At 33.9% G+C, this 26,241-nt stretch carries 36 protein-coding genes and 4 tRNA genes; 32 read left to right on the top strand and 8 right to left on the bottom strand.

All coding sequences use genetic code 11. The features are described from left to right. The first annotated feature begins 140 nt into the window (after positions 1-140). The 3 genes from flgE to ELQ10_RS04720 all read left to right on the top strand — a co-directional run bounded on the left by flgE (position 141) and on the right by ELQ10_RS04720 (position 4,279). Positions 141-2,675, top strand: coding sequence for a flagellar hook protein FlgE (gene flgE, locus ELQ10_RS04710; RefSeq protein ID WP_134250273.1), 2,535 nt, complete (start codon positions 141-143; stop codon positions 2,673-2,675). 246 nt (positions 2,676-2,921) lie between these two features. Beyond that, positions 2,922-3,305, top strand: a complete 384-nt coding sequence (queF, locus tag ELQ10_RS04715) for a preQ(1) synthase (RefSeq protein ID WP_002834281.1) — start codon at positions 2,922-2,924, stop codon at positions 3,303-3,305. Positions 3,306-3,316: 11 nt separating this feature from the next. After that, positions 3,317-4,279, top strand: a complete 963-nt coding sequence (locus tag ELQ10_RS04720; RefSeq protein ID WP_134250274.1) for a Gfo/Idh/MocA family oxidoreductase — start codon at positions 3,317-3,319, stop codon at positions 4,277-4,279. Here ELQ10_RS04720 and ELQ10_RS04725 read toward each other — a convergent pair whose 3' ends face one another. Further along, a complete protein-coding gene (locus ELQ10_RS04725; protein WP_052834291.1) occupies positions 4,280-4,909 on the bottom strand; it encodes a hypothetical protein in 630 nt (209 codons plus the stop codon). A gap of 321 nt (positions 4,910-5,230) precedes the next feature. On the opposite strand from ELQ10_RS04725, the gene leuA reads away from it, so the two are divergent. From leuA to leuD, 4 genes are read left to right on the top strand one after another with little or no spacing between them, the layout of a single operon-like run. Then, the gene (gene leuA / locus ELQ10_RS04730; protein ID WP_002870447.1) at positions 5,231-6,766 is read left to right on the top strand and encodes a 2-isopropylmalate synthase; all 1,536 of its coding nucleotides are present in this window, start codon (positions 5,231-5,233) and stop codon (positions 6,764-6,766) included. Then, on the top strand, positions 6,763-7,839 hold the full coding sequence (leuB, locus tag ELQ10_RS04735) for a 3-isopropylmalate dehydrogenase (RefSeq protein ID WP_134250275.1): 1,077 nt from the start codon (positions 6,763-6,765) through the stop codon (positions 7,837-7,839). Before leuA ends, leuB begins: the two co-directional genes overlap by 4 nt. Beyond that, positions 7,826-9,238, top strand: a complete 1,413-nt coding sequence (gene leuC / locus ELQ10_RS04740; RefSeq protein WP_134250276.1) for a 3-isopropylmalate dehydratase large subunit — start codon at positions 7,826-7,828, stop codon at positions 9,236-9,238. Before leuB ends, leuC begins: the two co-directional genes overlap by 14 nt. Position 9,239: 1 nt before the next feature. Further along, positions 9,240-9,842 carry a 3-isopropylmalate dehydratase small subunit gene (gene leuD, locus ELQ10_RS04745; RefSeq protein ID WP_134250277.1) on the top strand — a complete coding sequence of 201 codons (603 nt, stop codon included), beginning with the start codon at positions 9,240-9,242 and terminating at the stop codon, positions 9,840-9,842. Here leuD and ELQ10_RS04750 read toward each other — a convergent pair. From ELQ10_RS04750 to ELQ10_RS04765, 4 genes are all read right to left on the bottom strand, one after another. Next, positions 9,822-10,352 carry a GNAT family N-acetyltransferase gene (locus ELQ10_RS04750; protein ID WP_057100570.1) on the bottom strand — a complete coding sequence of 177 codons (531 nt, stop codon included), beginning with the start codon at positions 10,350-10,352 and terminating at the stop codon, positions 9,822-9,824. The two genes, leuD and ELQ10_RS04750, sit on opposite strands and share 21 nt — an antisense overlap. Before the next feature lie 27 nt (positions 10,353-10,379). Next, a tRNA-Val gene (locus tag ELQ10_RS04755) sits at positions 10,380-10,455 on the bottom strand. A gap of 3 nt (positions 10,456-10,458) precedes the next feature. Continuing rightward, positions 10,459-10,534: transfer RNA gene (locus ELQ10_RS04760), tRNA-Ala, on the bottom strand. A 46-nt stretch (positions 10,535-10,580) separates the two neighbouring features. After that, positions 10,581-10,668 (bottom strand) — tRNA-Ser (locus tag ELQ10_RS04765). A gap of 135 nt (positions 10,669-10,803) precedes the next feature. On the opposite strand from ELQ10_RS04765, the gene ELQ10_RS04770 reads away from it, so the two are divergent. After that, a tRNA-Met gene (locus tag ELQ10_RS04770) sits at positions 10,804-10,880 on the top strand. Between the two features lie 13 nt (positions 10,881-10,893). Here ELQ10_RS04770 and ELQ10_RS04775 read toward each other — a convergent pair. The 3 genes from ELQ10_RS04775 to ELQ10_RS04785 are packed head-to-tail and all read right to left on the bottom strand — an operon-like array spanning position 10,894 to position 12,618. Then, a complete protein-coding gene (locus tag ELQ10_RS04775; RefSeq protein ID WP_002867513.1) occupies positions 10,894-10,992 on the bottom strand; it encodes a hypothetical protein in 99 nt (32 codons plus the stop codon). Then, positions 10,989-12,059: a 23S rRNA (adenine(2503)-C(2))-methyltransferase RlmN gene (gene rlmN, locus ELQ10_RS04780; RefSeq protein WP_052802162.1), complete on the bottom strand. Its 1,071-nt coding sequence runs from the start codon at positions 12,057-12,059 to the stop codon at positions 10,989-10,991. The genes ELQ10_RS04775 and rlmN overlap by 4 nt, the downstream gene beginning before the upstream one ends. Before the next feature lie 22 nt (positions 12,060-12,081). Further along, on the bottom strand, positions 12,082-12,618 hold the full coding sequence (locus tag ELQ10_RS04785) for a purine-nucleoside phosphorylase (protein ID WP_002855603.1): 537 nt from the start codon (positions 12,616-12,618) through the stop codon (positions 12,082-12,084). An 80-nt stretch (positions 12,619-12,698) separates the two neighbouring features. On the opposite strand from ELQ10_RS04785, the gene rsmA reads away from it, so the two are divergent. The 24 genes from rsmA (at position 12,699) to secY (ending at position 26,220) form a co-directional block, all read left to right on the top strand. Continuing rightward, positions 12,699-13,499, top strand: coding sequence for a 16S rRNA (adenine(1518)-N(6)/adenine(1519)-N(6))-dimethyltransferase RsmA (rsmA, locus tag ELQ10_RS04790; protein WP_044306356.1), 801 nt, complete (start codon positions 12,699-12,701; stop codon positions 13,497-13,499). Beyond that, on the top strand, positions 13,468-15,462 hold the full coding sequence (locus ELQ10_RS04795; RefSeq protein ID WP_072225820.1) for a ribonuclease J: 1,995 nt from the start codon (positions 13,468-13,470) through the stop codon (positions 15,460-15,462). Before rsmA ends, ELQ10_RS04795 begins: the two co-directional genes overlap by 32 nt. 36 nt (positions 15,463-15,498) lie before the next feature. Beyond that, positions 15,499-16,260 (top strand): pseudouridine synthase, encoded by a 762-nt coding sequence (locus tag ELQ10_RS04800; RefSeq protein WP_084762732.1) that lies wholly within the window; start codon positions 15,499-15,501, stop codon positions 16,258-16,260. Between the two features lie 197 nt (positions 16,261-16,457). Continuing rightward, complete coding sequence (gene rpsJ / locus ELQ10_RS04805; RefSeq protein ID WP_002779353.1) at positions 16,458-16,769, top strand: 30S ribosomal protein S10; 312 nt, start codon at positions 16,458-16,460, stop codon at positions 16,767-16,769. A 9-nt stretch (positions 16,770-16,778) separates the two neighbouring features. After that, positions 16,779-17,354, top strand: a complete 576-nt coding sequence (gene rplC / locus ELQ10_RS04810) for a 50S ribosomal protein L3 (protein ID WP_002779987.1) — start codon at positions 16,779-16,781, stop codon at positions 17,352-17,354. Beyond that, positions 17,351-17,965, top strand: a complete 615-nt coding sequence (gene rplD / locus ELQ10_RS04815; RefSeq protein ID WP_002791636.1) for a 50S ribosomal protein L4 — start codon at positions 17,351-17,353, stop codon at positions 17,963-17,965. Before rplC ends, rplD begins: the two co-directional genes overlap by 4 nt. Positions 17,966-17,967: 2 nt before the next feature. Beyond that, complete coding sequence (locus ELQ10_RS04820) at positions 17,968-18,249, top strand: 50S ribosomal protein L23 (protein ID WP_002856384.1); 282 nt, start codon at positions 17,968-17,970, stop codon at positions 18,247-18,249. Between the two features lies 1 nt (position 18,250). After that, positions 18,251-19,081 (top strand): 50S ribosomal protein L2, encoded by an 831-nt coding sequence (gene rplB / locus ELQ10_RS04825; protein WP_002825501.1) that lies wholly within the window; start codon positions 18,251-18,253, stop codon positions 19,079-19,081. Position 19,082: 1 nt separating this feature from the next. Next, on the top strand, positions 19,083-19,364 hold the full coding sequence (gene rpsS, locus ELQ10_RS04830) for a 30S ribosomal protein S19 (RefSeq protein ID WP_002851509.1): 282 nt from the start codon (positions 19,083-19,085) through the stop codon (positions 19,362-19,364). Between the two features lie 10 nt (positions 19,365-19,374). After that, on the top strand, positions 19,375-19,818 hold the full coding sequence (gene rplV, locus ELQ10_RS04835; RefSeq protein WP_002877012.1) for a 50S ribosomal protein L22: 444 nt from the start codon (positions 19,375-19,377) through the stop codon (positions 19,816-19,818). Next, complete coding sequence (rpsC, locus tag ELQ10_RS04840; protein ID WP_002851138.1) at positions 19,818-20,519, top strand: 30S ribosomal protein S3; 702 nt, start codon at positions 19,818-19,820, stop codon at positions 20,517-20,519. Before rplV ends, rpsC begins: the two co-directional genes overlap by 1 nt. Positions 20,520-20,521: 2 nt before the next feature. Beyond that, positions 20,522-20,947 (top strand): 50S ribosomal protein L16, encoded by a 426-nt coding sequence (gene rplP / locus ELQ10_RS04845; RefSeq protein ID WP_002779441.1) that lies wholly within the window; start codon positions 20,522-20,524, stop codon positions 20,945-20,947. Continuing rightward, on the top strand, positions 20,934-21,119 hold the full coding sequence (rpmC, locus tag ELQ10_RS04850) for a 50S ribosomal protein L29 (RefSeq protein ID WP_002851566.1): 186 nt from the start codon (positions 20,934-20,936) through the stop codon (positions 21,117-21,119). Before rplP ends, rpmC begins: the two co-directional genes overlap by 14 nt. Positions 21,120-21,128: 9 nt before the next feature. Continuing rightward, on the top strand, positions 21,129-21,380 hold the full coding sequence (gene rpsQ / locus ELQ10_RS04855) for a 30S ribosomal protein S17 (protein WP_002851549.1): 252 nt from the start codon (positions 21,129-21,131) through the stop codon (positions 21,378-21,380). Further along, entirely contained in the window at positions 21,380-21,748 is a 369-nt protein-coding gene (rplN, locus tag ELQ10_RS04860) for a 50S ribosomal protein L14 (RefSeq protein WP_002779438.1), read from the top strand. Before rpsQ ends, rplN begins: the two co-directional genes overlap by 1 nt. Beyond that, positions 21,748-21,981 carry a 50S ribosomal protein L24 gene (rplX, locus tag ELQ10_RS04865; protein WP_002779437.1) on the top strand — a complete coding sequence of 78 codons (234 nt, stop codon included), beginning with the start codon at positions 21,748-21,750 and terminating at the stop codon, positions 21,979-21,981. The genes rplN and rplX overlap by 1 nt, the downstream gene beginning before the upstream one ends. 3 nt (positions 21,982-21,984) lie before the next feature. Next, complete coding sequence (gene rplE / locus ELQ10_RS04870) at positions 21,985-22,530, top strand: 50S ribosomal protein L5 (protein WP_002851453.1); 546 nt, start codon at positions 21,985-21,987, stop codon at positions 22,528-22,530. A gap of 1 nt (position 22,531) precedes the next feature. Next, on the top strand, positions 22,532-22,717 hold the full coding sequence (locus ELQ10_RS04875; protein WP_002851478.1) for a type Z 30S ribosomal protein S14: 186 nt from the start codon (positions 22,532-22,534) through the stop codon (positions 22,715-22,717). A gap of 9 nt (positions 22,718-22,726) precedes the next feature. Further along, positions 22,727-23,122: a 30S ribosomal protein S8 gene (gene rpsH, locus ELQ10_RS04880; protein ID WP_002851353.1), complete on the top strand. Its 396-nt coding sequence runs from the start codon at positions 22,727-22,729 to the stop codon at positions 23,120-23,122. 78 nt (positions 23,123-23,200) lie between these two features. Further along, entirely contained in the window at positions 23,201-23,737 is a 537-nt protein-coding gene (rplF, locus tag ELQ10_RS04885; protein ID WP_002851302.1) for a 50S ribosomal protein L6, read from the top strand. Between the two features lie 9 nt (positions 23,738-23,746). Further along, positions 23,747-24,103, top strand: coding sequence for a 50S ribosomal protein L18 (rplR, locus tag ELQ10_RS04890; RefSeq protein ID WP_002785535.1), 357 nt, complete (start codon positions 23,747-23,749; stop codon positions 24,101-24,103). Between the two features lie 11 nt (positions 24,104-24,114). Next, positions 24,115-24,558 carry a 30S ribosomal protein S5 gene (gene rpsE, locus ELQ10_RS04895; protein ID WP_002779428.1) on the top strand — a complete coding sequence of 148 codons (444 nt, stop codon included), beginning with the start codon at positions 24,115-24,117 and terminating at the stop codon, positions 24,556-24,558. Between the two features lie 4 nt (positions 24,559-24,562). Next, positions 24,563-24,955, top strand: coding sequence for a 50S ribosomal protein L15 (gene rplO / locus ELQ10_RS04900; RefSeq protein ID WP_002894588.1), 393 nt, complete (start codon positions 24,563-24,565; stop codon positions 24,953-24,955). After that, positions 24,955-26,220: a preprotein translocase subunit SecY gene (gene secY, locus ELQ10_RS04905; RefSeq protein WP_002860827.1), complete on the top strand. Its 1,266-nt coding sequence runs from the start codon at positions 24,955-24,957 to the stop codon at positions 26,218-26,220. The genes rplO and secY overlap by 1 nt, the downstream gene beginning before the upstream one ends. The last annotated feature ends 21 nt before the right edge of the window (positions 26,221-26,241 follow it).

Below are 26,241 nucleotides of genomic sequence, written 5' to 3' on the forward strand. Positions count from 1 at the left end.
TTTTTTCTATATTTTTTCAAAATTTCATAAAAAATTTCAAAAGTTGGAACAGAACTTGCTTATAAACTTCACATAAACGCAAAAGTTTTTTAAAGCCAAAGCGTTAAATTTTTAAAGCAATATTTTATAAAGGATTTAAGATGATGAGATCACTTTGGTCTGGCGTAAGCGGACTACAAGCACATCAAGTTGCGATGGATGTTGAAGGTAATAACATTTCAAATGTTAATACCACTGGTTTTAAATACTCTCGTGCAGATTTTGGGACTATGTTTAGCCAAACTGTGAAAATCGCTACAACTCCAACTGATGGAAGAGGCGGACAAAACCCACTTCAAATCGGTCTTGGCGTTTCAGTAAGTTCTACGACAAGAATTCACTCTCAAGGTTCAGTTCAAACTACAGATAAAAATACGGATGTGGCTATCAATGGTGATGGTTTTTTCATGGTGAGTGATGATGGCGGTCTTACAAACTATCTTACAAGAAGTGGGGACTTTAAACTTGATGCTTATGGTAACTTTGTAAATAACTCAGGCTTTGTAGTTCAAGGATGGAATATCAACTGGGATGATCAAACTATAGATAGTTCAAGAACTCCACAAAACATTTTTATCGATCCAGGTATGCATATCCCTGCAGCAAAATCAACCGAAGTAGCTATAAAAGCAAACTTAAATAGTGGTTTAAATATAGGAACTTCAAGCACAAATTTATATGGACTTGACTCAGTTCATGGTTATAATACTAAAACCAACAAAGCTGAAGATGAAAACGACACAGGAACCACTCAGTTTTATACTACTTCTAAAAACTCAGTAGAAGTAACTGAAAAAGGTGTGGATGCAGGATCACTTTTTAACGCTAGTGGAACAGGGCTAAATCTAAGAGATGGTCAAGGAATTTGGGTTTCATACGCTGATGCGAAATACACTATCAATACCACAGGAACTGCTTTTGACGAAAATAATAAAGCCAATCAAGGTGATCCAAATGGTGTGATTTTCTGGGGTAACAAAGATAATAAAGTAACTCTTGATATCACTATAAACGGAGTTAATATTCAAAACAAAGACATACAAAGTCTTGATGATGCTATAGCTTATATCAACACTTTCACTGCACCAACTGATACTAGAGATGGAACAGGAGTAAAAGCGGTTAAAAAGTCTGATGGAACAGGATTTGAACTGGTTAATGATAATGCTGATGGCACTACAGACAATATGAAAAATATTGATTTAACCGTAAATCAAGCCAATACAGCAGGCGAATTACATAAATTGACTTACGATAATGGTACAGATAAATTTACAGCAGAGAATTTAAAGAAAAACGGGAATTCCAATTGGATAGATGGTGATACTGTTAATGGTACAACTGAAAGAGCTCAAGTTATTACTGCGCATAAATATATTTATAGTTCAAATCCTGTGGATTTAGCTCCTATGTATAATCCTGATGGAGGTCCTGGTTTTGATGCCGCAGGAGGAGATACTTTGACTGATCCTGCTTCTAAAAACTATAGAGATGCTCTTAATGGCAGTCTTTTAACGACCACTGCAAGACAGTTTAGAACCACAGAAGATTTAAGAGAGCTTTTACAAAGAGATGCTAGATATGGGGTAGACTATGATGGAGATGGTAAATTTAGCACAACTGGAGATGTAAACCAAGCTGTAAAAGTTGTAGTAAATGATACAGGACATTTTGCTATCTCAAATGCTAAAGAAGATTCAAGCATACCGGCAGGAGCAACGGGTAATAATGCAGGAGCAGCAAACACAACACCAAAAAATATGAGTTTTAATATCACTGCTTATTCTAACAAAGAAGGCACAGTAAGCACAAACGATGCTTTTACAGCTATCTTTAAAGCTTGGGATGGTCCTTTAGTAACAGGTGGATCGATTAAAGAAAGTGAACAACTTAAGATGAGTTCTTTCTCAGCTGGACTTGAAATTTATGATTCTTTAGGTTCAAAACATACTTTAGAAGTACAGTTTGTTAAGCAAAGCACCACTCAAGATGGGGGTAATGAATGGCAAATGATCATTCGTGTGCCAGAACCTGCAGAGATCAACACTACAGGCGAAGGTCCTACGAACATCATCGTGGGTAGCGCAAGATTTAACAACGATGGATCTTTGGCTAGCTATACACCAAAAACTATAAGCTTTTCACCAAACAATGGTGCCGCGCCAAATCAACAAATCAAACTTTCCTTTGGAACAAGTGGAAGCAATGACGGCCTTGTAAGCTCAAACTCTGCTTCAACTCTAACAGGGCAAGCAACCGATGGTTACACTTCGGGTAACTTAAAACCTGATGCTATCCGTGTGGATGAAAAAGGAAATATCTTAGGTGAATTTACCAATGGTAAAACCTTTGCAGTGGCAAAAATCGCAATGGCTTCAGTAGCAAACAACTCAGGCCTTGAAGAAATAGGTTCTAACCTTTATAAAGTTACTGCAAATAGTGGAGATATCGTAGTAGGAGAAGCTGGAACAGGTGGTCGTGGTGAGATGAAAACCTCAGCTCTTGAAATGTCAAATGTGGATTTAAGCCGTTCTTTAACAGAGCTTATCATTATCCAAAGGGGTTATCAAGCAAACTCTAAAACCATTTCAACTAGTGATCAAATGCTTCAAACCTTGATTCAGCTTAAACAATAATTTAAGCTTAGCATTCTATAAAATATTGTTTTTTGCTCCCTTAAAGGGAGCAAGCCTTGCTTTACAAGCCTATCTTGGTAGTCTTGTAATACTAGGCTTAGGCTTGAACTGCCTTCAATTTATTGCTAACTCACTCTTGCTAGGGGGTGAGTTGCAATAAAATTGCATTTTCTTATCTATATCATAATCGTTTTAAAAACTTATTTTGTTATAATTTTTGCTTGAATTTAAATTTAAGGAAAATCTATGCGTTATGGTGAAAAAGAAATCAAAGAATTTGATGTAGAAAATATGGAAATTTGGCCAAATGATGCGAAAAATGACTATATCATTAAAATCACTTTGCCTGAATTTATGTGTTGTTGTCCGCGTTCGGGTTATCCTGACTTTGCAACGATTTATCTTGAGTATATGCCTGATAAATTTGTGGTTGAGCTTAAGGCGATAAAACTTTATATCAATACTTTTATGTATAGAAATGTTTCACATGAAGCAAGTATCAATGAAATTTACAATACTTTAAAAGATAAATTAAAACCAAAATGGATTAAAGTTGTAGGGGATTTTAACCCACGTGGAAATGTGCATACGGTGATAGAATGTCGTAGCGATATGGTAGTGCCAAAGTAAAAAGTAGCAAAATGAGAAATGTCGCTTTTTTAGGTGCAGGAGCCATAGCTTCTAAAGTCGCACCCATGCTAAAACAAGCCGGTTTTACTCCTTATGCGGTGGGGTCTTTGAGTAATGCTAAGGAATTTGCTAGTGCTTATGGTTTTTCTAAATTTTATACAAATTATGAAGAGCTTGTAAAAGATGAAAATATCGATCTTGTTTATATCAATACCCCGCATTCTTTGCATTACTCTCACATAAAACTTTGCCTTCAAAATGCTAAAAATGTGCTTTGTGAAAAGTCTTTTACATTAAATTACAAAGAGGCTAAAGAGCTTATAGAATTAGCAAGGGCTAAAAATTTGCTTTTGGCTGAAGGCATTTGGACGCGTTATATGCCTTATATAAGCATGGTTAAAGAACTTATAGAGCAAGGTTTTATAGGCGAGTTAGTAAGTATAGAAGCAAATCTAGCTTATAATGTTAAGGATATATACCGCATACAAAGTTTAGAGCTTGGGGGTGGGGCTTTGCTTGATGTGGGAGTTTATACTTTAAATTTTGCCCTTAGTTTTATACAAGATGAGATTAAAAATATAATGGCAACTTGTAAAAAAATGTCTAGCGGTGTAGATGAGAGTAATGGGGTGATTTTAGAGTTTAGTAAAGGAACTTTTGCTTTTTTAAATTCGAGTGTGGCTATGATAAATGATCGCAAAGGAACTATCAATGGGACAAAAGGTTATATAAGCGTGGATAATATTAACAATCCTACTCTTATAGAGCTTTATAATCAAGATAGAAAATGTATCAAAAGCTTAGCTGTGCCAAATCAAATCAATGGTTTTGAGTATGAATTTAAAGCTTGTTTTGAGGCCTTAGAACAAGGCAAGATAGAATGCGATGCAATGAAACATGATGAGATTTTAAAAGTGATGTCTTTGATGGATGAGTTGCGTAAGATTATGGGGATAAAATTTATCGGTGAGTGATCAACCTCCACCGATAAAGTATTTTTCAACATCATCAAGTAGTTTTTCACAAATTTGAGAATCTGTGTTTTTTTCTACTACAAGATTGATATAAGTTTTAGTATCTCTGAAACTTCCTGCAGATTTTGAATTTTCACGAGTGAGTTTTTGGTTTTCTTTGGTGTATTCTATATTGATGTTAAATTTAAGTGCAGCACTTGCTTCGCCTAAATTTGTTTTTACTACTACATTCATTTTAGAAGCTTTAGCGAGTGTGGCTTGGGTTTTGTTTATGATCTCTTTAAAGCGTTGGCAAGAGCGTATAAGTGTAGCGATGAATTTGTTATCAAGTCCTTCATAAGCTACTTTGAGTTTGTTTTTGATATCTTTTGTACTTTCTTTTTCAGGGGCGACAAAAACCATGTAAAAACCATTTTTTATAGCTACATTGTCTGTTTTTACATCGCGTCCGCTTGACATAACTTTAACATAAATGGCATTATCAAGATAAACACGATCTACCATAGGCCCATAAATTTCGTATTCTTTTTTTCGGACTATGACTTCACGAGCTAGGACATTTAATTTCACATTGGCTTCGTGGATAACAGGTTCCATTTCTTTTTTAATCTCTAAGAGTTCTTTTAACATCAACTTCCTTTTTGTTACTTAAAATTACAATTATATCAATAATTTTCTTAATTTAAGAATTTTACAAACACATTTACTAAAAATATGATACATTAAGGATTGATTTGAAACAAAGGAGGAAAAGATGAAACAAATTTTTGAAATTTCAAATTCAGTCCAACAAAAAAGTAAAGACAATACTTTTAATCTGCTACTGCAACTCTCACTCTAAAACTCAATTTTATTTTTAATCATTTTTTACATTTTTAATTTTTTATCATTGTTGTTAAGTTTTTGAATTTTTTAATTCATTTAGTCTGTTTGGTTTTAAAGGATTAAATCATGAAAGATAATAAAATCATAATCTTTGATACCACTTTGCGTGATGGAGAACAAGCTTTAGGCAGTTCTTTAGGTATCAATCAAAAATTACAAATCGCTTTAGCGCTTGAAAATTTAGGCGTAGATGTTATAGAAGCAGGTTTTCCGGTATCTTCACAAGGGGATTTTAAAGCGGTGCAAAAGATCGCTTCTAAGGTTAAAAACTCAACCATTTGTGCACTTTCTAGGGCATTGGATAAAGATATAGATATGGCTTATGAAGCTTTAAAAGTGGCAAAGCATTTTAGAATTCATACTTTTATAGCCACTTCAACTTTGCATATACAAGATAAATTAAAAAAAGATTTTGATGAAATTTTGTCTATGGCAAAAAGAGCGATTATAAGAGCAAGATCTTATACTGATGATGTAGAATTTTCATGCGAAGATGCAGGAAGAACTCCTATAGATAATCTTTGTTTTATGGTAGAAAATGCGATAAAAGCAGGCGCTAAAACTATAAATATCCCAGATACTGTGGGCTATACCTTACCAAGTGAATTTGCTAATATCATCAAAATTTTATTTAACAAAGTGCCAAATATAGACAAGGCTATCATTTCTGTGCATTGTCACAATGACTTAGGTATGGCAACGGGCAATAGCTTAAGTGCTATTTTACAAGGTGCAAGACAGATAGAGTGCACTATAAATGGACTTGGCGAAAGGGCGGGCAATTGTGCTTTAGAAGAAGTGGTTATGGCGATAAAAACTAGAAAAGATTATTTAAAAGGTTTTTATACTGATATTAAATGTGAAAATATCTCTAAAACTTCAAAATTAGTTTCAGCTATCACTAATGAAAGCATACCTTCGCATAAAGCTATAGTGGGTAGCAATGCGTTTTCTCATAGTTCAGGCATTCATCAAGATGGAGTGCTTAAAAATAGGCAAACTTACGAGATCATAAGCCCTAGTGCCATAGGAATTCATGAAAATCGTATGCTAATGACAGCAAGAAGCGGAAGAGCTATGATAAAAACTTGCCTTGAAAATTTAGGCTATGATGAAAATACTTATAATTTAGATGATGTTTATGAGCGTTTTTTACGCCTTGCGGATAAAAAGGGTCAAGTGTATGATTATGATTTGGAAGCGTTGATGTTTTTAAGCTATGAGAATGAAGAAGAAAATGAATTTATACTTGAAAAATTAAGCGTGATTAGTGGCAATATCCCAACCGCTTGTGTTTGTATGCGTATCAAAGAAGAGTTAAAAACTGAAGCTTGCACAGGAAATGGTCCTGTTGAAGCAGTTTTTAACTGCATTGCTAGGATAACGAATTTAAAGCCTGTGTTAAAAGCTTATAGTATCAATGCAAAAAGTTCAGGGGTAGATGCTCAAGGACAAGTGGATGTGGATTTGGAATTTAAAGGGAGAAAATTCCATGGAAAAGGACTTTCAACAGATGTTATAGAAGCTTCAGCACAAGCTTTTGTGAGTGCTTACAATGCGATTTATCGCTCTTTAAAAGTAGAAGAAAGGAAAATGGCATGAAAACTTATAAAGTAGCTATTTTAGCAGGAGATGGCATAGGGCCTTTGGTGATGAAAGAGGCTTTAAAAATTTTAACTTTTATCGCACAAAAATACAATTTTAGTTTTGAATTTAATGAAGCTAAAATAGGCGGTGCAAGTATAGATGCTTATGGAGTGGCTTTAAGTGATGAAACTTTAAAGCTTTGTGAGCAAAGTGATGCGATTTTATTTGGTTCTGTGGGTGGGCCTAAGTGGGATAATTTACCCATAGATCAAAGACCTGAAAGAGCCTCGCTTTTGCCTTTAAGAAAGCATTTTAATTTGTTTGCAAATTTGCGTCCTTGTAAAATTTATGAAAGTTTAACTCATGCTTCACCTTTAAAAAATGAGATTATCCAAAAAGGAGTGGATATTTTATGTGTTAGAGAGCTTACAGGTGGGATTTATTTTGGTAAGCAAGATTTAGGCAAAGAAAGTGCGTATGATACTGAAATTTACACTAAAAAAGAGATAGAAAGGATAGCTCATATCGCTTTTGAAAGTGCAAGAATAAGAAAGAAAAAAGTGCATTTAATCGACAAGGCGAATGTTTTAGCAAGTTCTATTTTGTGGCGAGAAGTGGTTGCAAATGTTGCAAAAGATTATCAAGATATAAACTTAGAGTACATGTATGTGGATAATGCTGCGATGCAGATTGTAAAAAATCCTAGCATTTTTGATGTTATGCTTTGTTCAAATCTTTTTGGTGATATTTTGAGTGATGAGTTAGCTGCCATTAATGGATCTTTGGGTTTGTTAAGTTCAGCAAGTTTGAATGATAAAGGTTTTGGACTTTATGAGCCAGCAGGTGGAAGTGCGCCTGATATAGCTCATTTAAATATAGCCAATCCCATAGCTCAAATTTTAAGTGCGGCTTTGATGTTAAAGTATAGTTTCAAAGAAGAACAAGCCGCACAGGATATAGAAAATGCTATATCTTTGGCATTGGCACAAGGAAAAATGACTAAGGATTTAAATGCTAAGTCGTATTTAAATACCGATGAAATGGGGGATTGTATTTTAGAAATTTTAAAGGAGAATAACAATGGCTAAAACTTTATATGAGAAAGTCTTTGATGCTCATGTGGTTTATGAAGGCAAAAACGAACTTCCTATACTTTATATCGATAGACATTTAATCCATGAAGTAACAAGCCCTCAAGCATTTTCAGGGCTTAAAATGGCTAAGCGTAGAATGGCAAGAGCGGATTTAACTTTGGCTACTATAGATCATGATGTTTCAACTAAAAGTATGGATTTAAATGCTTGTTCTGATATGGCAAAAGAGCAAATTACAACTTTGATGCAAAATACTAAGGAATTTGGAGTAAGGCTTTTAGGACTTGGAGATAAAAATCAAGGCATAGTTCATATAGTAGGTCCTGAGCTTGGCTTTACTTTACCTGGGGTTACTTTAGTTTGTGGGGATTCTCATACGGCAACACATGGGGCTTTTGGAGCTTTAGCCTTTGGTATAGGCACGAGTGAAGTAGAGCATGTCATGGCAACGCAAACTTTAAAACAAGCCAAACTTAAAACTATGAAAATCGAATGTAAAGGGCAGTTTCAAAAAGGCGTTTATGCTAAGGATTTGATTTTGTATTTGATCGCACAATACGGCACGGCAAAAGGCACAGGCTATGCTATAGAATTTTGCGGAGAACTTATAAGAAATTTAAGTATGGAAGCTAGAATGACTCTTTGTAATATGGCTATAGAATTTGGAGCGAAAGTAGGTATGATAGCTCCTGATGAGATCACTTTTGAGTATATTAAGGGAAAGGAATTTGCACCTAAAGGAGAAGAATTTCAAAAGTATTGTGAGTATTGGAAGAGTTTAAGAAGTGATGAAGGAGCAAAATATGATGAGAGTATTACTTTGGATGCAAGCAAGATAAAACCACAAATTAGCTATGGAACAAATCCTTCGCAAGTGATTGGTATAGATGAAAAAATTCCAAAAATAAGTGATTTTAAAAATCAAAGTGAGCAAAAATCTTTGCTTGATGCTTTATCTTATGTAAATTTAGAGCAAGATCAAGTTATAGAAGGGGTAAAAATCGACATTGTATTTATAGGATCTTGCACAAATGGGCGTTTAGAAGATCTTAAAATAGCCGCTGATATCTTAAAAGGGCGCAAAATTCATAAAAATGTTAAAGCTTTAATTGTGCCTGGTTCAATGCAAGTAAGAAAAGAAGCTGAAAATTTAGGACTTGATAAGATTTTTATTGAGGCAGGGTGTGAGTGGAGATATGCAGGGTGTTCTATGTGTCTTGGTATGAATGATGACAAAGCAAATTCAGGTCAAAGAGTTGCTTCAACTTCAAATCGTAACTTTGTAGGCAGACAAGGTAAAGGTTCTATCACTCATTTGATGAGTCCTGCAAGTGCGGCAGCTTGTGCCATAGAAGGTGTTATTTGTGATAATAGAAAGTATTTAGGAGTTTAATATGCAAAAATTTATTATACATAAAGGTATAGCTTGTCCTTTAGAATATGCCAATATAGACACAGATCAAATTATACCTAAGCAATTTTTACTTGCAGTGTCTAAGCAAGGTTTTGGCAAGCATTTGTTTCATGATTTGCGTTATTTAGATGATAAAGAAAGTGTTTTAAATATGGATTTTAATCTTAACAAAGAAGAATATCAAAATAGCTCTATTTTGGTAAGTTTTGAAAATTTTGGTAGTGGCTCTTCAAGAGAGCATGCGCCTTGGGCTTTGGTTGATTATGGTATTAGAGCTATTATCGCACCTTCTTTTGCGGATATTTTTAAAAACAATGCCTTAGGAAATGGTTTGCTTACCATAGAACTTGCTAAAGATGAGGTTGTGGGAATAGTTGATGAGTTAAAAAAATCCCAAGATAAAAATATAGAAATTTCTTTGTTGGAAAAAAGAGTATTTTTTAAAGATAGGATTTTTTCTTTTGATTTAGATGATTTTCACAGAATTTGTCTTTTGGAAGGACTTGATAATATAGCTTTGACTTTAAAACATGAAGCACAAATCAAAGCCTATGAAAAAAACTCAAAAAGCTTTTTGGTTTAGAATTTTTTCATAAGCTAAAAAAGGATCTTGGTAATTAGGTATGTCAAAGTTTCCACAAAAATTAAAATCAAGCTTTTTAAAAAGCGAATTCATAGGAAAATTTTTACTATGAGTATCTGCTCTTAAACTTGCCTTGTGATTTTCCAAGGCAAAATTTTCGCAAAAATTTAAAAGTTTTTGTGCTACGCCTTTGCCTTTTGCATTTTGTTTGACGGCTAAACGGTGTAGATAAAAGGCTTTATCATCATAATTTTTGTTAAAAATAACTTGTTTGTAAAATTCAGGTTCAAATTTTTCATTGATACAGATAAAGCCTAAAATTTCATCATTTTCTTTAAACACATAAAGTTCTTGTGCTTGTATATCTTCTTGAAAAACTATTTCATTGGGATAATTCTCATCCCATTGGTGAAAATTCATAGCTTTCATAGCACTTAAAGCATCTTTTGTGATTTCAAGTATAGAATTTAAATCTTTATGGACGGCTTTTTGTATGATAGTGTTTTGCATGATAATCCTTTGTATAAGGAAGGGTGATGGTGGCTCCGATTGGACTTGAACCAACGGCCACTACCATGTCAAGGTAGTGCTCTACCAGCTGAGCTACGGAACCATATGGTGGAGCATAGCGGGTTCGAACCGCTGACCCCAACGCTGCCAGCGTTGTGCTCTCCCAGCTGAGCTAATGCCCCAAATGAAGTTTGTATTATAACTTAGTTTGCCTTAAAGTTTATTTGATGGCAGACAGGAAGGGATTCGAACCCTCGAAAGCTTGCACTTTACACGCGTTCCAGGCGTGCTCCTTCAACCGCTCGGACACCTGTCTATGAAATAAAGCGTTCATTATATCTATAAAAGCTTTAAAAATAAAGAAATTTTTTAAATATTGAAAATAAAATTATTTTTTAAAAAAATCAGAAAATTTTTAGTAAAAAGTAGTATAATTATATTTTTATTTTTAGTCAGGGTAGCTCAGCTGGTTAGAGCGCTGGTCTCATAAGCCGGAGGTCGGGAGTTCAAGTCTCCCCCTTGACACCATTAAATGTAATAATTATTTTTTTTCTTTTGTTACTACAAAAACAATTCCACCAAAACCTATAATTACAACAGCTGTTATAAAAATGATTTCAAAAATATCTAGCATTGTCATTGTTCTTTTGCCCTTTCTTTAAGCTGTCCACAAGCAGCTGAGATATCAAGCCCTTTACTTTCTCTTATAGTGCAAGTTACACCTTTATTACTGAGTAAATCTTGGAATTTAATCGCATTTTCTAAACTAGGGCGTTTATATAAACTTCCTTCATGTGGATTAAAGAGTATTAAATTCACTTTAGCTTTAATACCATTTAAAAGCTTGACTAATTCTTTAGCGTGTTCAAGCTTATCATTGATACCATCAATTAAAAGATATTCAAACATCACTCTTTTTCTTTGATCTATAGGAAATTCACGCACCGCATCCATAATCGCAGCGATATTATAAGCCTTATTGATAGGCATAAGCTCAGTTCGAAGCTCATCATTAACCGCATGCAATGATATAGCAAGTAAAACACCTAAATTCATTTGACCTAATTCTTTGATTTGTTTTGCTAAACCGCTAGTGCTGATGGTTTGACGGCGAGGACTTATGGCAAGTCCATCATTTTGCGCTAAAATTTTTACCGCTTTAGAAACATTTTTAAGATTATCCAAAGGCTCGCCCATACCCATATATACTATATTCACACGGCGTTCATAAGGGATATTGTTTTGTTTTTTGATCCATAAAATTTGTCCGACTATCTCCCCTGCACTTAAATTTCTTTTCAAACCACCCTTGGCAGTAAGACAAAAACTACATCCACTTTTACAACCCACTTGAGAAGAAACACAGATAGTGTATCTTGCATGAGAAATTCTTTTGCCTTCTGCATCTATTTTTTCTTCTTTCATAGGCAAAAGTACGCTTTCTACCCTTAAACCATCGATAAGTTCAAAAAGATATTTTATACTTCCATCTTTACTTTGCTCATTTTTAACACATTTTACAGGAGAAAAATGGAAATTTTGCGCAAGTTCTAAACGTAGATCTTTTGGTAAACTTGACATATCGGAAAAATTATTGGCGTATTTTTGATAAATCCATTGATAAATTTGTTTCACGCGAAACATCGGTTTGATTTTTTCTCCTAATTCTTCAGGTAAAAAATCTAAAATATTAACAAGCTCTTTCAAAATTATTTTCCTTTTTGAATTTTTAAATATAATGATATTTTTTTAAGTATTCTTCTAATTTTTCTTTTGCCTTTTGATGATTTTTTATAAAATCTTCGTGAGCGTTTTCATTGCAAAAATTTGTTGCACACAAAATACACTCTGCATCAATATTTAAATTTTTAGCTACGCTCAAAACAGAAAAGGCTTCCATATTTTCTGCAAAAAAACCTAATTTTGAAAATTCTTTTGCTGCTTTTGAATTTTGACAAATATAATTTGAAGAATTGATTTTGATTGTTTCACGAGAAACATTTTCTTTTTCTAAGCAAATTTCATATTTTGCAGGAGTATAAAAAGCATGTGAAATTTTAGAAAATTCTACATTAAAAGCGTGTGAACTTTTGTAAATTTCTAAAATTTTACCCTTATCGTAAAGCCCGCAAGTTCCTATAAATATAAGTTTTGATGGTTTTTCTTTGAAGCAAAGTTGACTCAAATGAAAAGCTGATTCAACCAAACCTATACCTATAGCTTTTGCAAAAGAAAAATTTTCATTTCCACCCGCACAAACAATCATTTTGTTCCTTATGAAATTTTACAAAAAATAATTCTACCTAAAAAGACTTAATTAAGAATTTTTAGATAAAATTATTTCTTATGGTTAAAGCAAAAAAACAATACGGACAAAATTTTTTAATCGATAAAAGCGTATTAGCAAAAATCATCCAAGCCATACCCAAAGAGATAAACAATATCATTGAGATTGGGCCTGGCTTAGGTGATTTAACGCAAGAACTTTTAAAAATTTCTCAAGTAAAAGCTTATGAAATCGATAATGATCTCATACCTATTTTAAAAAAGAAATTTCAAAAAGAACTTGAATGTGGAAAATTTAACTTGATCCATCAAGACGCAAGCGAAGCTTTTAATCCTAGCCTTGATGAAAAACCATATTTTTTGGTTGCAAATTTGCCTTATTATGTTGCAAGTCACATTATATTAAAAGCTTTAGAAGATAAAAATTGTCTAGGGCTTATTGTAATGGTGCAAAGAGAAATGGCTGAAAAATTCTGTGCTAAAGAAGGAAATAGTGAATTTTCTTCCTTAGGTGTTTTAAGTGCAATGATTTGCGAAAGAAAAATACTTTTTGATGTTGATCCACAATGTTTTAATCCGCCGCCAAAAGTTATGTCAGCGGTGATGAGTTTGATTAAAACTAAGGATTTTGATGAACTTTGCGAAATAGAAAATTTCAAAAATTTTCTAAAAGACTGTTTTAAAGCTCCTAGAAAACAACTCTTAGGAAATTTAAAAACATATAAAGCAAAAGTTTTAGAAGTTTTAAGCACTCTTGGCTTAAAAGAAAACATCAGACCACATGAAATTTGCGTTGATTCATACCTTAAAATTTATGACAAATTAAAGGATGAATATGGACGAAAACAAAGAGATAAATAAAAACGAACAAAATCCGAACTCAAATTCAAAAAACAATAAACGCTATAAATATAAAAATCGTAGAAAAAAATTAGCCGATTCTTTGCAAAATGAAAATGATACTCCAAAAATCGATCAAAATTCTAACAAGGAAAATTCTGAAAACTCAGAAAATAAAACTGAGAAAAAAAAGAAAAAAAATCGCAATCTTCCTTCAAAACTCACAGGCAATGAAGATTGGCAAATCGCTCTTGCAGAATGTATAGAAGCCAACCGTGTTTCACATGAAAACCGCTTGCACCCTTTAAAATATAATAATTCTAGCGAACATAAAATCCGCATCACTCCTTTAGGGGGCTTAGGAGAAATTGGTGGAAATATCAGTGTTTTTGAAACCAATAAAGACGCAATTATAGTAGATATAGGTATGAGTTTTCCTGATGGAACTATGCATGGGGTAGATATTATCATCCCTGATTTTGACTATGTAAGAAAAATTAAAGATAAAATTCGTGGTATAGTGATCACTCATGCACACGAAGATCATATCGGTGCGGTGCCTTATTTCTTTAAAGAATTCCAATTTCCTATCTACGCTACACCTTTAGCTTTAGGAATGATTTCAAACAAATTTGAAGAACATGGCTTAAAAGCAGAACGCAAATGGTTTCGTCCTGTAGAAAAACGCAAAGTTTATGAAATAGGCGAATTTGATATAGAGTGGATCCACATCACGCATTCTATCATTGATGCTTCAGCACTTGCGATCAAAACAAAAGCAGGAACGATTATCCACACAGGTGATTTTAAAATCGATCAAACTCCAATTGATGGCTATCCAACAGACTTAGGACGTTTAGCGTATTATGGAGAAGAAGGAGTTTTATGTCTTTTAAGTGATAGTACAAATTCTTATAAAGAAGGTTATACAAAAAGTGAAAGCTCTGTAGGACCAACTTTTGATCAAATTTTTGCGCGTACTAAGGGTAGGGTGATCATGAGTACTTTTAGCTCTAATATCCACCGTGTTTATCAAGCTATCACTTATGGTTTAAAATACGGCAGAAAAGTTTGTGTTATCGGCCGTTCTATGGAAAGAAATCTTTATACTACTATGGAATTAGGCTACATCAAACTTGATAGAAAAATTTTCATCGATGCTGATGAAGTAAGCAAATATAAAGACAATGAAGTGCTTATCGTAACTACAGGAAGTCAAGGCGAAACTATGAGTGCGCTTTATAGAATGGCAACAGATGAGCATAAATTTATAAAAATCAAACCTACAGATCAAGTGATCATTTCAGCTAAAGCTATACCAGGAAATGAAGCAAGTGTTTCTGCGGTGCTTGATTATCTTTTAAAAGCAGGAGCTAAAGTAGCGTATCAAGAATTTAGCGAAATTCATGTAAGCGGACACGCTAGCATAGAAGAACAAAAGCTTATGCTAACTCTTACTAAACCTAAATTTTTCTTACCGGTTCATGGAGAATACAATCACATCACCAAACATAAAGAAACAGCGATGAAATGTGGTATTCCTGAAAGAAATATCTATCTTATGAGTGATGGCGATCAAGTAGAACTTTGCCAAAAATATGTCAAACGCATAAAAACCGTAAAAACAGGTAAAGTTTTTGTAGATAATCAAATCAACAAACAAATCGCCGATGATGTAGTTATAGATCGTCAAAAACTTGCAGATAGTGGTATAGTAGTTATTATCGCACAAATTGACAAAGCTACAAAAACACTGATCAACAAACCAAGAGTATTTAGCTATGGTCTAGTAGCCGACAAACACGATCATGCTTTTAGCAAAGATATGGCTGAAGTTTTAGGACAATTTTTCATCAATGTTAAAGATGAAGTACTCAATGATCCAAGATTTTTAGAAAATCAAATCCGCCAAGTCTTAAGAAAGCATATCTTTAGAAAGATTAAAAAATACCCAACCATAGTTCCAACTATTTTTGTAATGTAAAAAAAGGGCAAAAACGCCCTTTTTAAGGAAGATCAAATGAGAATTAATAAATTTATATCCCATAACACCCGCTATTCACGCCGTGAAGCTGATGAACTTATCAAACAAGGCTTAGTAAAAATAAACAACAAAATTGCCCTTTTAAGTGATGAGGTTAAATTTGATGATAAAGTCTTTGTTAAAGGTAAAAGAGTACAAAAAAGAACACAATTTAGCGTGATAATCTACCATAAACAAAAAGGTGAAATTGTCAGTAAAAAAGACGATCGTGGAAGAAAAACTATATACGATACCTTGCCAAGACAATTTAGCACTTGGCTTAGCGTAGGTAGGCTGGATTATGCAAGTGAAGGCTTACTTTTGCTTACAGATTCTCCTGTGATTGCCGATGCTTTAATGCATAGCGATTTAGAAAGAGAATACTACCTTAAAGTTAAAGGCATGGTGAGCAAACAAGTCATCGAAGCCATGCAAAATGGACTTGAGATTAAAAATGAAAAAAAAGGCGCACATGCAAAAACTAAAATTACCTCTATGAGTTTTGCTCCTTTTATAGACTTTGAAATTTTTGGATCAAGTGGAGGCTATACTAAGCTTAGAGTGGTTATAAATGAAGGTAAAAATAGAGAGCTTAGACGCTTTTTTGGACATTTTGATCTTGAAGTCATGGATCTTAAGCGTGTTGCTTTTGGGGCTTTAGATCTTGGTATGTTAAAGGCAGGAAAACATCGTTATTTAGAAAATGGCGAATATGAAAAATTAAGAGATTTTTTAAAATTTAATGAAATAAGATATTGACCATTATATACAAAAATTTAAAAAATAATGATAATTTTTAAATTCTAAAAATTCTATTTTTATCCTTTTTAAAAGGAAAATAATAGAAAAATTTCATCAAATTCCTTGACTTTGAAAACAAGATTTTATATACTCTCATTTCAATTTTTATAAATTGGTTAGTTTTTAACTAACGAGTTCTTTTTAAAGGAAATATTATGGAAAGAATTAGGCTTAAGCTAAAAGCTTATGACCATCGAGTACTAGACAGAACAGTTGCAGCAATCGTAGAAGCTGTTAAAAGAACAGGTGCGGATATCAGAGGTCCGATACCAATGCCTACTAAAATCAAACGCTATACAGTTTTAAAATCTCCACACATTAACAAAGATTCTCGTGAGCAGTTTGAAATAAGAATTCACGCGCGTATGCTAGATATAGTAGCAGCGACTCCAGATACAGTTGATTCTTTAACTAAGCTTGATTTAGCGCCAGAAGTAAGCGTTGAAGTAAGAGCTATGGGTAAGTAAGGATAAGATATGGAATATATTGTAGAAAAAATCGGAATGAGCAGAACAATTACTAATCCAAGTATCGCTGTAACTTTACTAAGAGTTGTAAATGCAAAAGTATGTGAAGTTGAAGGCGGAAAGGCTTTAGTAGCATATCCAAAAGGTAAAGCAAGTAATAAATGTGTCGCAGGACAACAAAAAAAGTATAATCTTTCTGCAGAATACAATAGATTTGCGACTTTAGAAGTAGCAAATACTGAAGCAGGAGATTTAGATGAAACTCCATTAAATGAAGCAAAAATTTTAAAAGTAAGCTTTAACACTAAAGGTAGAGGTTATAGCGGTGTTATGAAAAGACATAACTTCGCAGGGGGTCCAGCAAGTCATGGTTCGAGATTTCATAGACGCCACGGATCTATTGGTAATAGAGAATGGCCAGGTCGTGTTCAACCAGGTATGAAAATGGCAGGACATTATGGAAATACTAAAGTAACCGTTAAAAACGAAGTTGTATCTTATGATGCTGAAAACAAAATTTTAGTAGTTAAGGGTGCAGTACCAGGTTATAATGGTGCTATGGGTAAAATAAGGATTGCAAAATGAGTAAAGTAGTTGTTTTAAATGATAAATTAGAAAAAGCAGGTGAACTTGATTTACCTTCAAAATATGCGGAAGTAAATCCACACAATCTTTACTTATATGTAAAATCTTACCTTGCAAGTTTAAGAGCAAATACAGCTCATACTAAAGGTAGAAGTGATGTAAGTGGTGGTGGTAAAAAACCTTGGAGACAAAAAGGTCGTGGCGGTGCTAGAGCGGGTTCAACAAGAACTAACGTTTGGGTAGGCGGTGCGGTTGCTTTTGGTCCAACAAATGAAAGAAACTACTTCCAAAAAGTAAATAAAAAACAAAAGAGATTGGCGCTTGAAAGAGCTTTAGCAGATAAAGCAGCTAAAGGTGCGTTATTTACTGCTGATTCTTTGGCTATTGAAAGTGGTAAAACAAAAGATGCAAACGCTGTGATTAAAAAACTTGGCGTCAAAGATGCTTTAATCGTTAAAGATTTACTAGATGAAAAAACACTTTTAGCTTACAGAAATTTAGCAAATTGCTATGTAGTTGATGTAACTGAAGTAAATGCTTATTTAGTATCTGTATTTAATGCTGTTATCATAGAAAAATCAGCGTTAGAATCTATTACAAAAGAGGGATAATTATGGCAGATATTACTGATATAAAGACTATACTTTACACAGAAAAAAGTTTGAATTTGCAAGAGCAAGGTGTCGTAGTTATTCAAACTTCACCAAAGATGACTAAAACAGGCTTAAAAGCGGTTTTAAAAGAGTATTTTGGTGTAACTCCAAAAAGCATCAATTCATTAAGAATGGATGGAAAAGTTAAGCGTTTTAGAGGTCGTTTAGGTCAAAGAAACGATTACAAAAAATTCTATGTTAAGCTACCTGAAGGTGTTAGCTTAGAAAATACGGAGGCTTAAGATGGCAATTAAAACTTATAAACCATATACTCCAAGTAGAAGATATATCACAGGTTTAAGTTCTGAAGATATTACAGCTAAACCAAGTGTACGCTCACTACTTGTTAAACTTCCAGCACACGCGGGTCGTAACAGCTATGGAAGAATTACAAGTCGTCATAAAGAAGCGGGTGCTAAAAAACTTTACAGAATTATTGATTTTAAGCGTCGTAAATTCGGTATAGAAGGTAAAGTAGAAGCAATCGAGTATGATCCATATAGAAATTGTAGAATTGCTTTGATTGCTTATAAAGATGGGGAAAAAAGATATATTCTTCAACCTCGTGGATTAAGCGTTGGAGATATCGTTGCAGCTGCTGAAAGCGGACTTGATATTAAACCAGGTAATGCAATGAAACTTAAAAACATTCCTGTGGGTACTATTGTTCATAATGTTGAGTTAAAACCAGGTAAAGGCGGTCAAATGATTCGTTCTGCGGGTGCTTATGCACAACTTATGGGTAAAGAAGAAAAATATGTTATTTTAAGACTTGCAAGTGGCGAAATGAGACAAGTTTTAGCTGAATGTATGGCAAGTATCGGCGAAGTTGGAAATGAAGAATGGGCTAACGTAACTATCGGTAAAGCAGGTAGAAATCGCCATAGAGGTATCCGTCCACAAACTCGTGGTTCTGCTATGAACCCAGTAGATCACCCGCACGGTGGGGGTGAAGGTAAGAAAAATTCAGGCCGTCATCCAGTAACTCCATGGGGTAAACCAACTAAAGGTGCGAAAACTCGTCGTAAAAAAGCTAGCGATAAGCTAATAATTTCAAGAAGAAAAGGAAAGTAAGATGGCTAGATCACTAAAAAAAGGTCCTTTTGTTGATGATCATGTAATGAAAAAAGTCATCGCTGCTAAAAAGGCTAATGATAATAAACCAATTAAAACTTGGTCAAGAAGAAGCACAATTACTCCTGATATGATAGGACTTACATTTAATGTTCATAATGGTAAAAGCTTCATTCCGGTTTATATTACTGAAAATCACATCGGTTATAAACTTGGTGAATTTGCTCCAACACGCACATTCAAAGGGCATAAAGGCTCTGTGCAAAAGAAAATTGGTAAGTAAGGGATAAGATATGAGTAAAGCATTAATTAAATTCATAAGATTATCTCCAACTAAAGCAAGATTGATTGCTAGAGAAGTTCAGGGGATGAATGCAGAATTAGCTATGGCTAGTTTAAAATTTATGCCAAATAAAGGTGCAAAATACATCGCAAATGCAATTTCAAGTGCAGTAGCAAATGGTGGCTTTGAAGCAAACGAAGTGATTGTAAAAAGTTGTCGTGTGGATGCAGCTGCGGTATTAAAAAGATTTAGACCAAGAGCTAGAGGAAGTGCAAGTCGTATTAGAAAACCAACTTCACATATTTTAGTAGAAGTGGCAAAAGCAGAAGTGAAAGCTGAAGAGAAAAAAACAGTAGCTAAAAAAGCTCCAGCAGCTAAAAAAACTACTACAACAAAAGCTCCAGCTAAAAAAACAACAAGCACTAAAAAAGCAACAGCGAAAAAGGAAAGCTAATGGGACAAAAAGTTAATCCAATTGGTCTAAGACTAGGAATCAATAGAAACTGGGAATCAAGATGGTTTCCGACTAAAGCAAATTTAGTAGAAAATATCGGTGAAGATTACAAAATCAGAGCTTTCTTAAAAAGAAAACTTTATTACGCAGGAATCAGTCAAATTTTAGTAGAAAGAACTGCTAAAAAACTTCGCGTTACTGTAGTTGCTGCAAGACCAGGTATCATCATCGGTAAAAAAGGTAGTGATGTTGATAATTTAAGAAAAGAATTGCAAGATTTAATCGGTAAAGATGTAAATATCAATATCAAAGAAGAAAGAAAAGCAGGAGCTTCAGCTCAACTTGCTGCTGAAAGTGTTGCAACTCAACTTGAAAAAAGAATTGCTTTTAGAAGAGCAATGAAAAAAGTAATTCAAGGTGCGCAAAAAGCAGGTGCTAAAGGGATTAAAGTTTCAGTTTCTGGTCGTTTAGGTGGTGCTGAAATGGCAAGAACAGAATGGTATCTTGAAGGACGCGTTCCACTTCATACTTTAAGAGCAAAAATTGATTATGGTTTTGCAGAAGCTAGAACTACTTATGGAAACATAGGGGTTAAAGTATGGATCTTTAAAGGTGAGGTATTACACAAAGGTATGCAACCTGAAAAAACTGAAGAAAGTGCTCCAGCTAAAAAGCCAAGACGCACAAGAAGGGGTAAATAATCATGTTAATGCCAAAAAGAACTAAATATCGCAAAATGATGAAAGGGCGTAACAGAGGTTATGCTAATCGTGGAACAGAATTTACTTTTGGTGAATTTGCATTAAAAGCAACTGAAGCAGGACGCATTAACTCACGCCAAATCGAAGCAGCGCGTATCGCTTTAACTCGTTTTGTTAAAAGACAAGGAAAAACTTGGATTAGAGTTTTCCCAGATAAGCCTTTGACAAAAAAACCTTTAGAAACTCGTATGGGTAAAGGTAAAGGTGCTGTTGAAGAATGGGTAATGAATATCAAGCCAGGCCGTATCATTTATGAAATGGCAGGAGTAAGCGAAGAAATGGCAAGAGAAGCATTGACTTTAGCTATGCATAAACTTCCATTTAAAACTAAGTTTGTTACAAGAGAGAGCCAAAATGAAATATACTGAGATTAAAGATAAAACAGCAGCTGAGCTTGCAACAATGCTAAAAGAAAAAAAGGTGCTTTTATTCACTTTAAAACAAAAGCTAAAAACAATGCAACTTACTAATCCAAAAGAGATTAGCCAAGTAAAAAAAGACATTGCTAGAATAAATACAGCAATTAACGCTTTAAGATAAGGATAGAAAATGGCATTTAAAAGAGAAATTCAAGGCGTTGTTGTTAAAATCGCTGGTGAAAAAACCGCAAGTGTTTTGGTTGAAAGAAAAGTGGTTCATCCAAGATATAGAAAAATTGTTAAACGCTTTAAAAAATATCTAATTCATGATGAGAGAAATGAAGTTAAAGTTGGTGATACTGTTGTTGCAGTAGAATGCAGACCACTTTCAAAAAGAAAATCATTTCGCTTAAAATCTGTATTAGCTACAGGAGTTGAGTAATGATTCAAAGTTTTACAAGACTTGCAGTTGCTGATAATAGCGGTGCAAAAGAATTAATGTGTATCAAGGTTTTAGGGGGTAGCAAAAGAAGATACGCTACCGTAGGTGATGTAATCGTTGCATCTGTTAAAAAAGCTTTACCAAATGGAAAAGTTAAAAAAGGTCAAGTGGTAAAAGCGGTTATCGTTAGAACTAAAAAAGAAATTCATAGAGATAATGGTTCTTTGATTCGTTTTGATGAAAATGCTGCAGTTATTCTTGACAACAAAAGAGAGCCTATCGGAACTCGTATCTTTGGGCCAGTGGGCAGAGAAGTTAGATATGGTGGCTTTATGAAAATCGTTTCACTAGCACCGGAGGTATTATAATGGCGGTTAAATTAAAAATCAAAAAAGGTGATAGCGTTAAGGTTATCACAGGCGATGATAAAGGTAAAACAGGTAAAGTTTTAGCGGTATATCCAAAAACACTTAAAGTGGTAGTTGAAGGATGTAAAATCGCTAAAAAAGCTATTAAGCCGAGTGAGAAAAACCCAAATGGTGGTTTTATCAATAAAGAAATGCCAATGGATATTTCCAATGTGGCAAAAGTTCAGGAGTAAGCGATGATGAGATTAAAAGAAAAATACAATCAAAGCATTAAACCTGCATTGGTTAAAGAATTTGATATTAAAAATCCTATGCTTATCCCTGTGATCGAAAAAGTAGTTATCAGCGTAGGTGCTGGTGAGTTGGCTAAAGATCAAAAAGTATTGCAAAATGTTGCAGATACTATTTCTTTAATTGCAGGACAAAAGGCTGTGATTACTAAAGCTAAAAAATCAGTTGCAGGATTTAAAGTTCGCGAAGGTTTTCCTGTGGGTGTAATGGTAACTTTAAGAAAAGAAAATATGTATGCTTTTCTTGATAAATTGATTTCTATCGCTTTACCAAGGGTGAAAGACTTTAGAGGTTTAAGTAGAGATGGTTTTGATGGACGCGGAAACTATAATTTCGGTCTTGATGAGCAGTTGATGTTCCCAGAAGTGGAGTATGATAAAATTTTAAGAACTCATGGTATGAACATTTCTATAGTTACAACAGCACAAAATGACAAACAGGCACAAAAGTTATTAGAACTTATCGGTGTGCCATTTACAAAAGGAAAGTAAGATGGCTAAAAAATCAATGATTGCAAAAGCGGCACGCAAGCCTAAATTTAAAGTTAGAGCTTATACAAGATGCCAAATTTGTGGGCGTCCGCATTCGGTTTATAGAGATTTTGGAATTTGCAGAGTTTGCTTAAGAAAAATGGGTAACGAAGGTTTGATTCCAGGTCTTAAGAAAGCAAGTTGGTAAGGATAAAATATGATAAATGATATTATTTCAGATTCACTCACTCGTATCAGAAATGCAGGAATGAGAAAGCTTGAAACAACCAAGCTTTTACATTCTAAAGTTGTAGAAGCTTTAGTTGGAATTTTTCAAGCTAAGGGCTATATTGAGAGTTTTAATGTTATTGAAGAAGATAAAAAGAAATTTATCAATGTAGTTTTAAAATACGATGAAAAAGGTAAGAGTGTTATCAATGAGCTTAAAAGAATTTCTAAGCCTGGTCGTCGTGTTTATAAAGGTAAAGATGAAATCAAGCGTTTTAAAAATGGTTATGGTACTATCGTAGTTAGCACAAGTCATGGCGTTTTAGCTAATGACGAAGCTTATAAAGCAGGTGTTGGCGGCGAAATTTTATGTACCATTTGGTAAAAAATCTGCTTTTTATGGCATTGGGTATCCATTCTTTTAAAAAAGTAGAAATATCCTAGACAAATAAAAAGGAAAAATATGTCTCGTATAGGTAAACAACCGATTGCTATTCCAGCAGGAGTAGAAGTAAAATTAGAAGGAAATTTGCTTAAATTTAAAAAAGGAAATTTAGCAAAAGAACTTGATACTAAAGCAAATGTAAATGTTGAGATTAAAGATAATAATATTCTTTTTTCTCCAAAAGGTGAAGACAGACAAAGTAGAGCTTATTGGGGAACTTACAGAGCTTTAGCTTACAATATCGTTGTAGGTTTAACTCAAGGTTTTTCAAAAACTCTTGAAATCAATGGAGTTGGTTATAAAGCAGCTTTAAAAGGTAAAGTTTTAGAACTAAGCCTTGGTTTTTCTCATCCTATTAATTATGATATTCCAGAAGGAATTGAAATTGTAGTGGATAAAAATACTATTGCAGTTAAAGGAAGTGATAAACAAGTTGTAGGTCAAGTTGCTGCTCAAATTCGTGAATTTAGACCACCAGAGCCATATAAAGGAAAAGGCGTTAAGTATTCTGATGAACGCATTATCCGCAAAGCTGGTAAGACATCTAAGAAGTAAGGGTAGAATATGAGAGCAAATGTATTAAAAAGAAAACTAACTTTAAGAATCAAAAGAAAAAAAAGAATTAGAGCGAAAATTTCAGGTTGTGAAAATTTTCCAAGAATTTCTGTATTTAAATCGAACAGAACTCTATATATCCAAGCGATTGATGATGTAAAAGCTGTAACTTTAGCAGCAGTTGATGGACGCAAACTTGGCGTTAAAGCAAATAAAGAAGGTGCTAAAAAAATCGCTGCTGAATTTGCTAAAACTTTAAAAGCTAAAAAAATAGAACAAGCTGTTTTTGATAGAAATGGTTATGTATATCATGGTGTTATCGCAGCATTGGCTGAATCTTTAAGAGAAAATGGCATTAGGCTATAAGGGGTAAATCGATGGAAAAATATAATAGAGAAGAATTTGAAGAAGTAATCGTCGATATCGGCAGAGTTACTAAGGTTGTTAAAGGTGGTAGAAGATTTAGATTTACTGCTTTAGTTATCGTTGGAAACCGCAAAGGTTTAGTAGGTGTTGGTTATGGTAAGGCTAAGGAAGTTCCAGATGCTATCCGTAAAGCTGTTGATGATGCGTTTAAAAATATCGTTGAAGTTAAAACTAAAGGCTCGACTATCGCTCACGATGTAGAGGTAAAATACAATGCAAGTAGAATTTTACTTAAACCAGCTAGTGAAGGTACAGGAGTTATCGCAGGTGGTTCTACACGCCCTATCGTGGAACTTGCAGGTATTAAAGACATCTTAACCAAGTCTTTGGGTTCAAATAATTCAGCTAATGTGGTTCGTGCTACAATCAAAGCTTTAACAATGTTAAAAGGATAAGAAGATGAATTTAACAAAAGCAGCGGGTTCAACGCATAAAACTAAAAGAATTGGCCGTGGTCAAGGTTCTGGCATGGGTAAGACTGCTACTAAAGGGGGTAAAGGTCAAACTGCTAGAAAAGGTTATAATGAAAAAAGAGGTTTTGAAGGGGGTCAACAACCACTTCAAAGAAGACTACCAAAAGTAGGTTTTACTTCTAAAATTCAAAAACCTTATGTGATCAATGTTGAAAAAATCACAGCTGTAAAAGAGCTTAGTGAAATTACATTTGAGAGCGTTAAAAGTGTTCACAAAATTTCAAAATCTGTGAATAAAATCAAATTAATTGGTGCAAGTGCAAAAGACTTAGTATCAAAAATCAAAGACGAGAATATTAGCGTCACCGGATCAAAATAATGAATAGAGCATTGACGAATAAGATTTTAATCACCTTAGCATTTTTGTTTGCTTATAGGGTTCTGGCTTATGTGCCAGTTCCTGGCGTCAATGCTGATGTGATTGCGGAATTTTTTAATAACAATCAAAACAATGCTTTGGGTTTATTTAATGTTTTTAGTGGTGGAGCGGCTGAACGCTTTTCTATCATTTCTTTAGGTATTATGCCTTATATTACTGCTTCTATTATTATGGAGCTTCTCGCAGCAACTTTTCCAAATATCGGTAAAATGAAAAAAGAGCGTGATAGTATGCAAAAATATATGCAAATTATCCGTTATGCGACTATTGTGATTACTTTGGTTCAAAGTATAGGCGTTGCTATAGGTTTGCAAAGCTTACATGGTCGTGGTGGTGCAGGGGCTATAATGGTGGAAGATTTAAATATGTTTATCGCACTTTGTGCTATTTCTATGCTTGCAGGAACTATGCTTTTAATGTGGCTTGGTGAACAAATCACACAAAGAGGTATAGGAAATGGTATTTCTTTAATCATTTTTGCAGGTATTGTTTCAGGTATTCCAAGAGCGATTTCAGGAACTGTAGGGCAAATCAATTCAGGCGAGATGAATTTCTTAACCGCTTTTGCAATTTTTGCTTTGATTTTAATCACTATAGGCGTGATTATTTATGTAGAACTTGGAGAAAGAAGAATTCCTATTTCTTATTCTCGTAAAGTTGTAATGCAAAATCAAAACAAACGCATTATGAATTATATTCCTATTAAACTCAATCTTAGTGGGGTTATTCCACCGATTTTTGCTAGTGCGATTTTGATGTTTCCAACAACGATTTTACAAACTAGTACAAATCCTTATCTACAAGCTATTAATGACTTTTTAAATCCAAATGGTTATTTGTTTCATGTTTTAACTTTCTTGTTTGTAATTTTCTTTGCTTATTTTTATGCTTCTATCGTATTTAATGCTAAAGATATAGCAGAAAATTTGAAAAAACAAGGCGGTTTTATCCCTGGAATTCGTCCAGGTGAAGGAACTTCAAATTATCTTAACGAAGTAGCTTCTCGTTTAACTTTATCAGGTTCTATTTATTTAGGGCTTGTTGCAACCTTGCCTTGGGTTTTGGTGAAATTTATGGGTGTGCCTTTTCATTTTGGCGGTACTTCCGTACTTATTGTAGTTCAAGTAGCACTTGATACGATGAGAAAAATTGAAGCTCAAATTTATATGAGTAAATACCAAACTTTAAGTGCGGTAGGTTTGTAATAAAATTAGCAAGATTTTTCT

Origin of the sequence: Campylobacter sp. US42a (assembly GCF_004379055.1) — a bacterium.
GTDB lineage: Bacteria > Campylobacterota > Campylobacteria > Campylobacterales > Campylobacteraceae > Campylobacter_D > Campylobacter_D jejuni.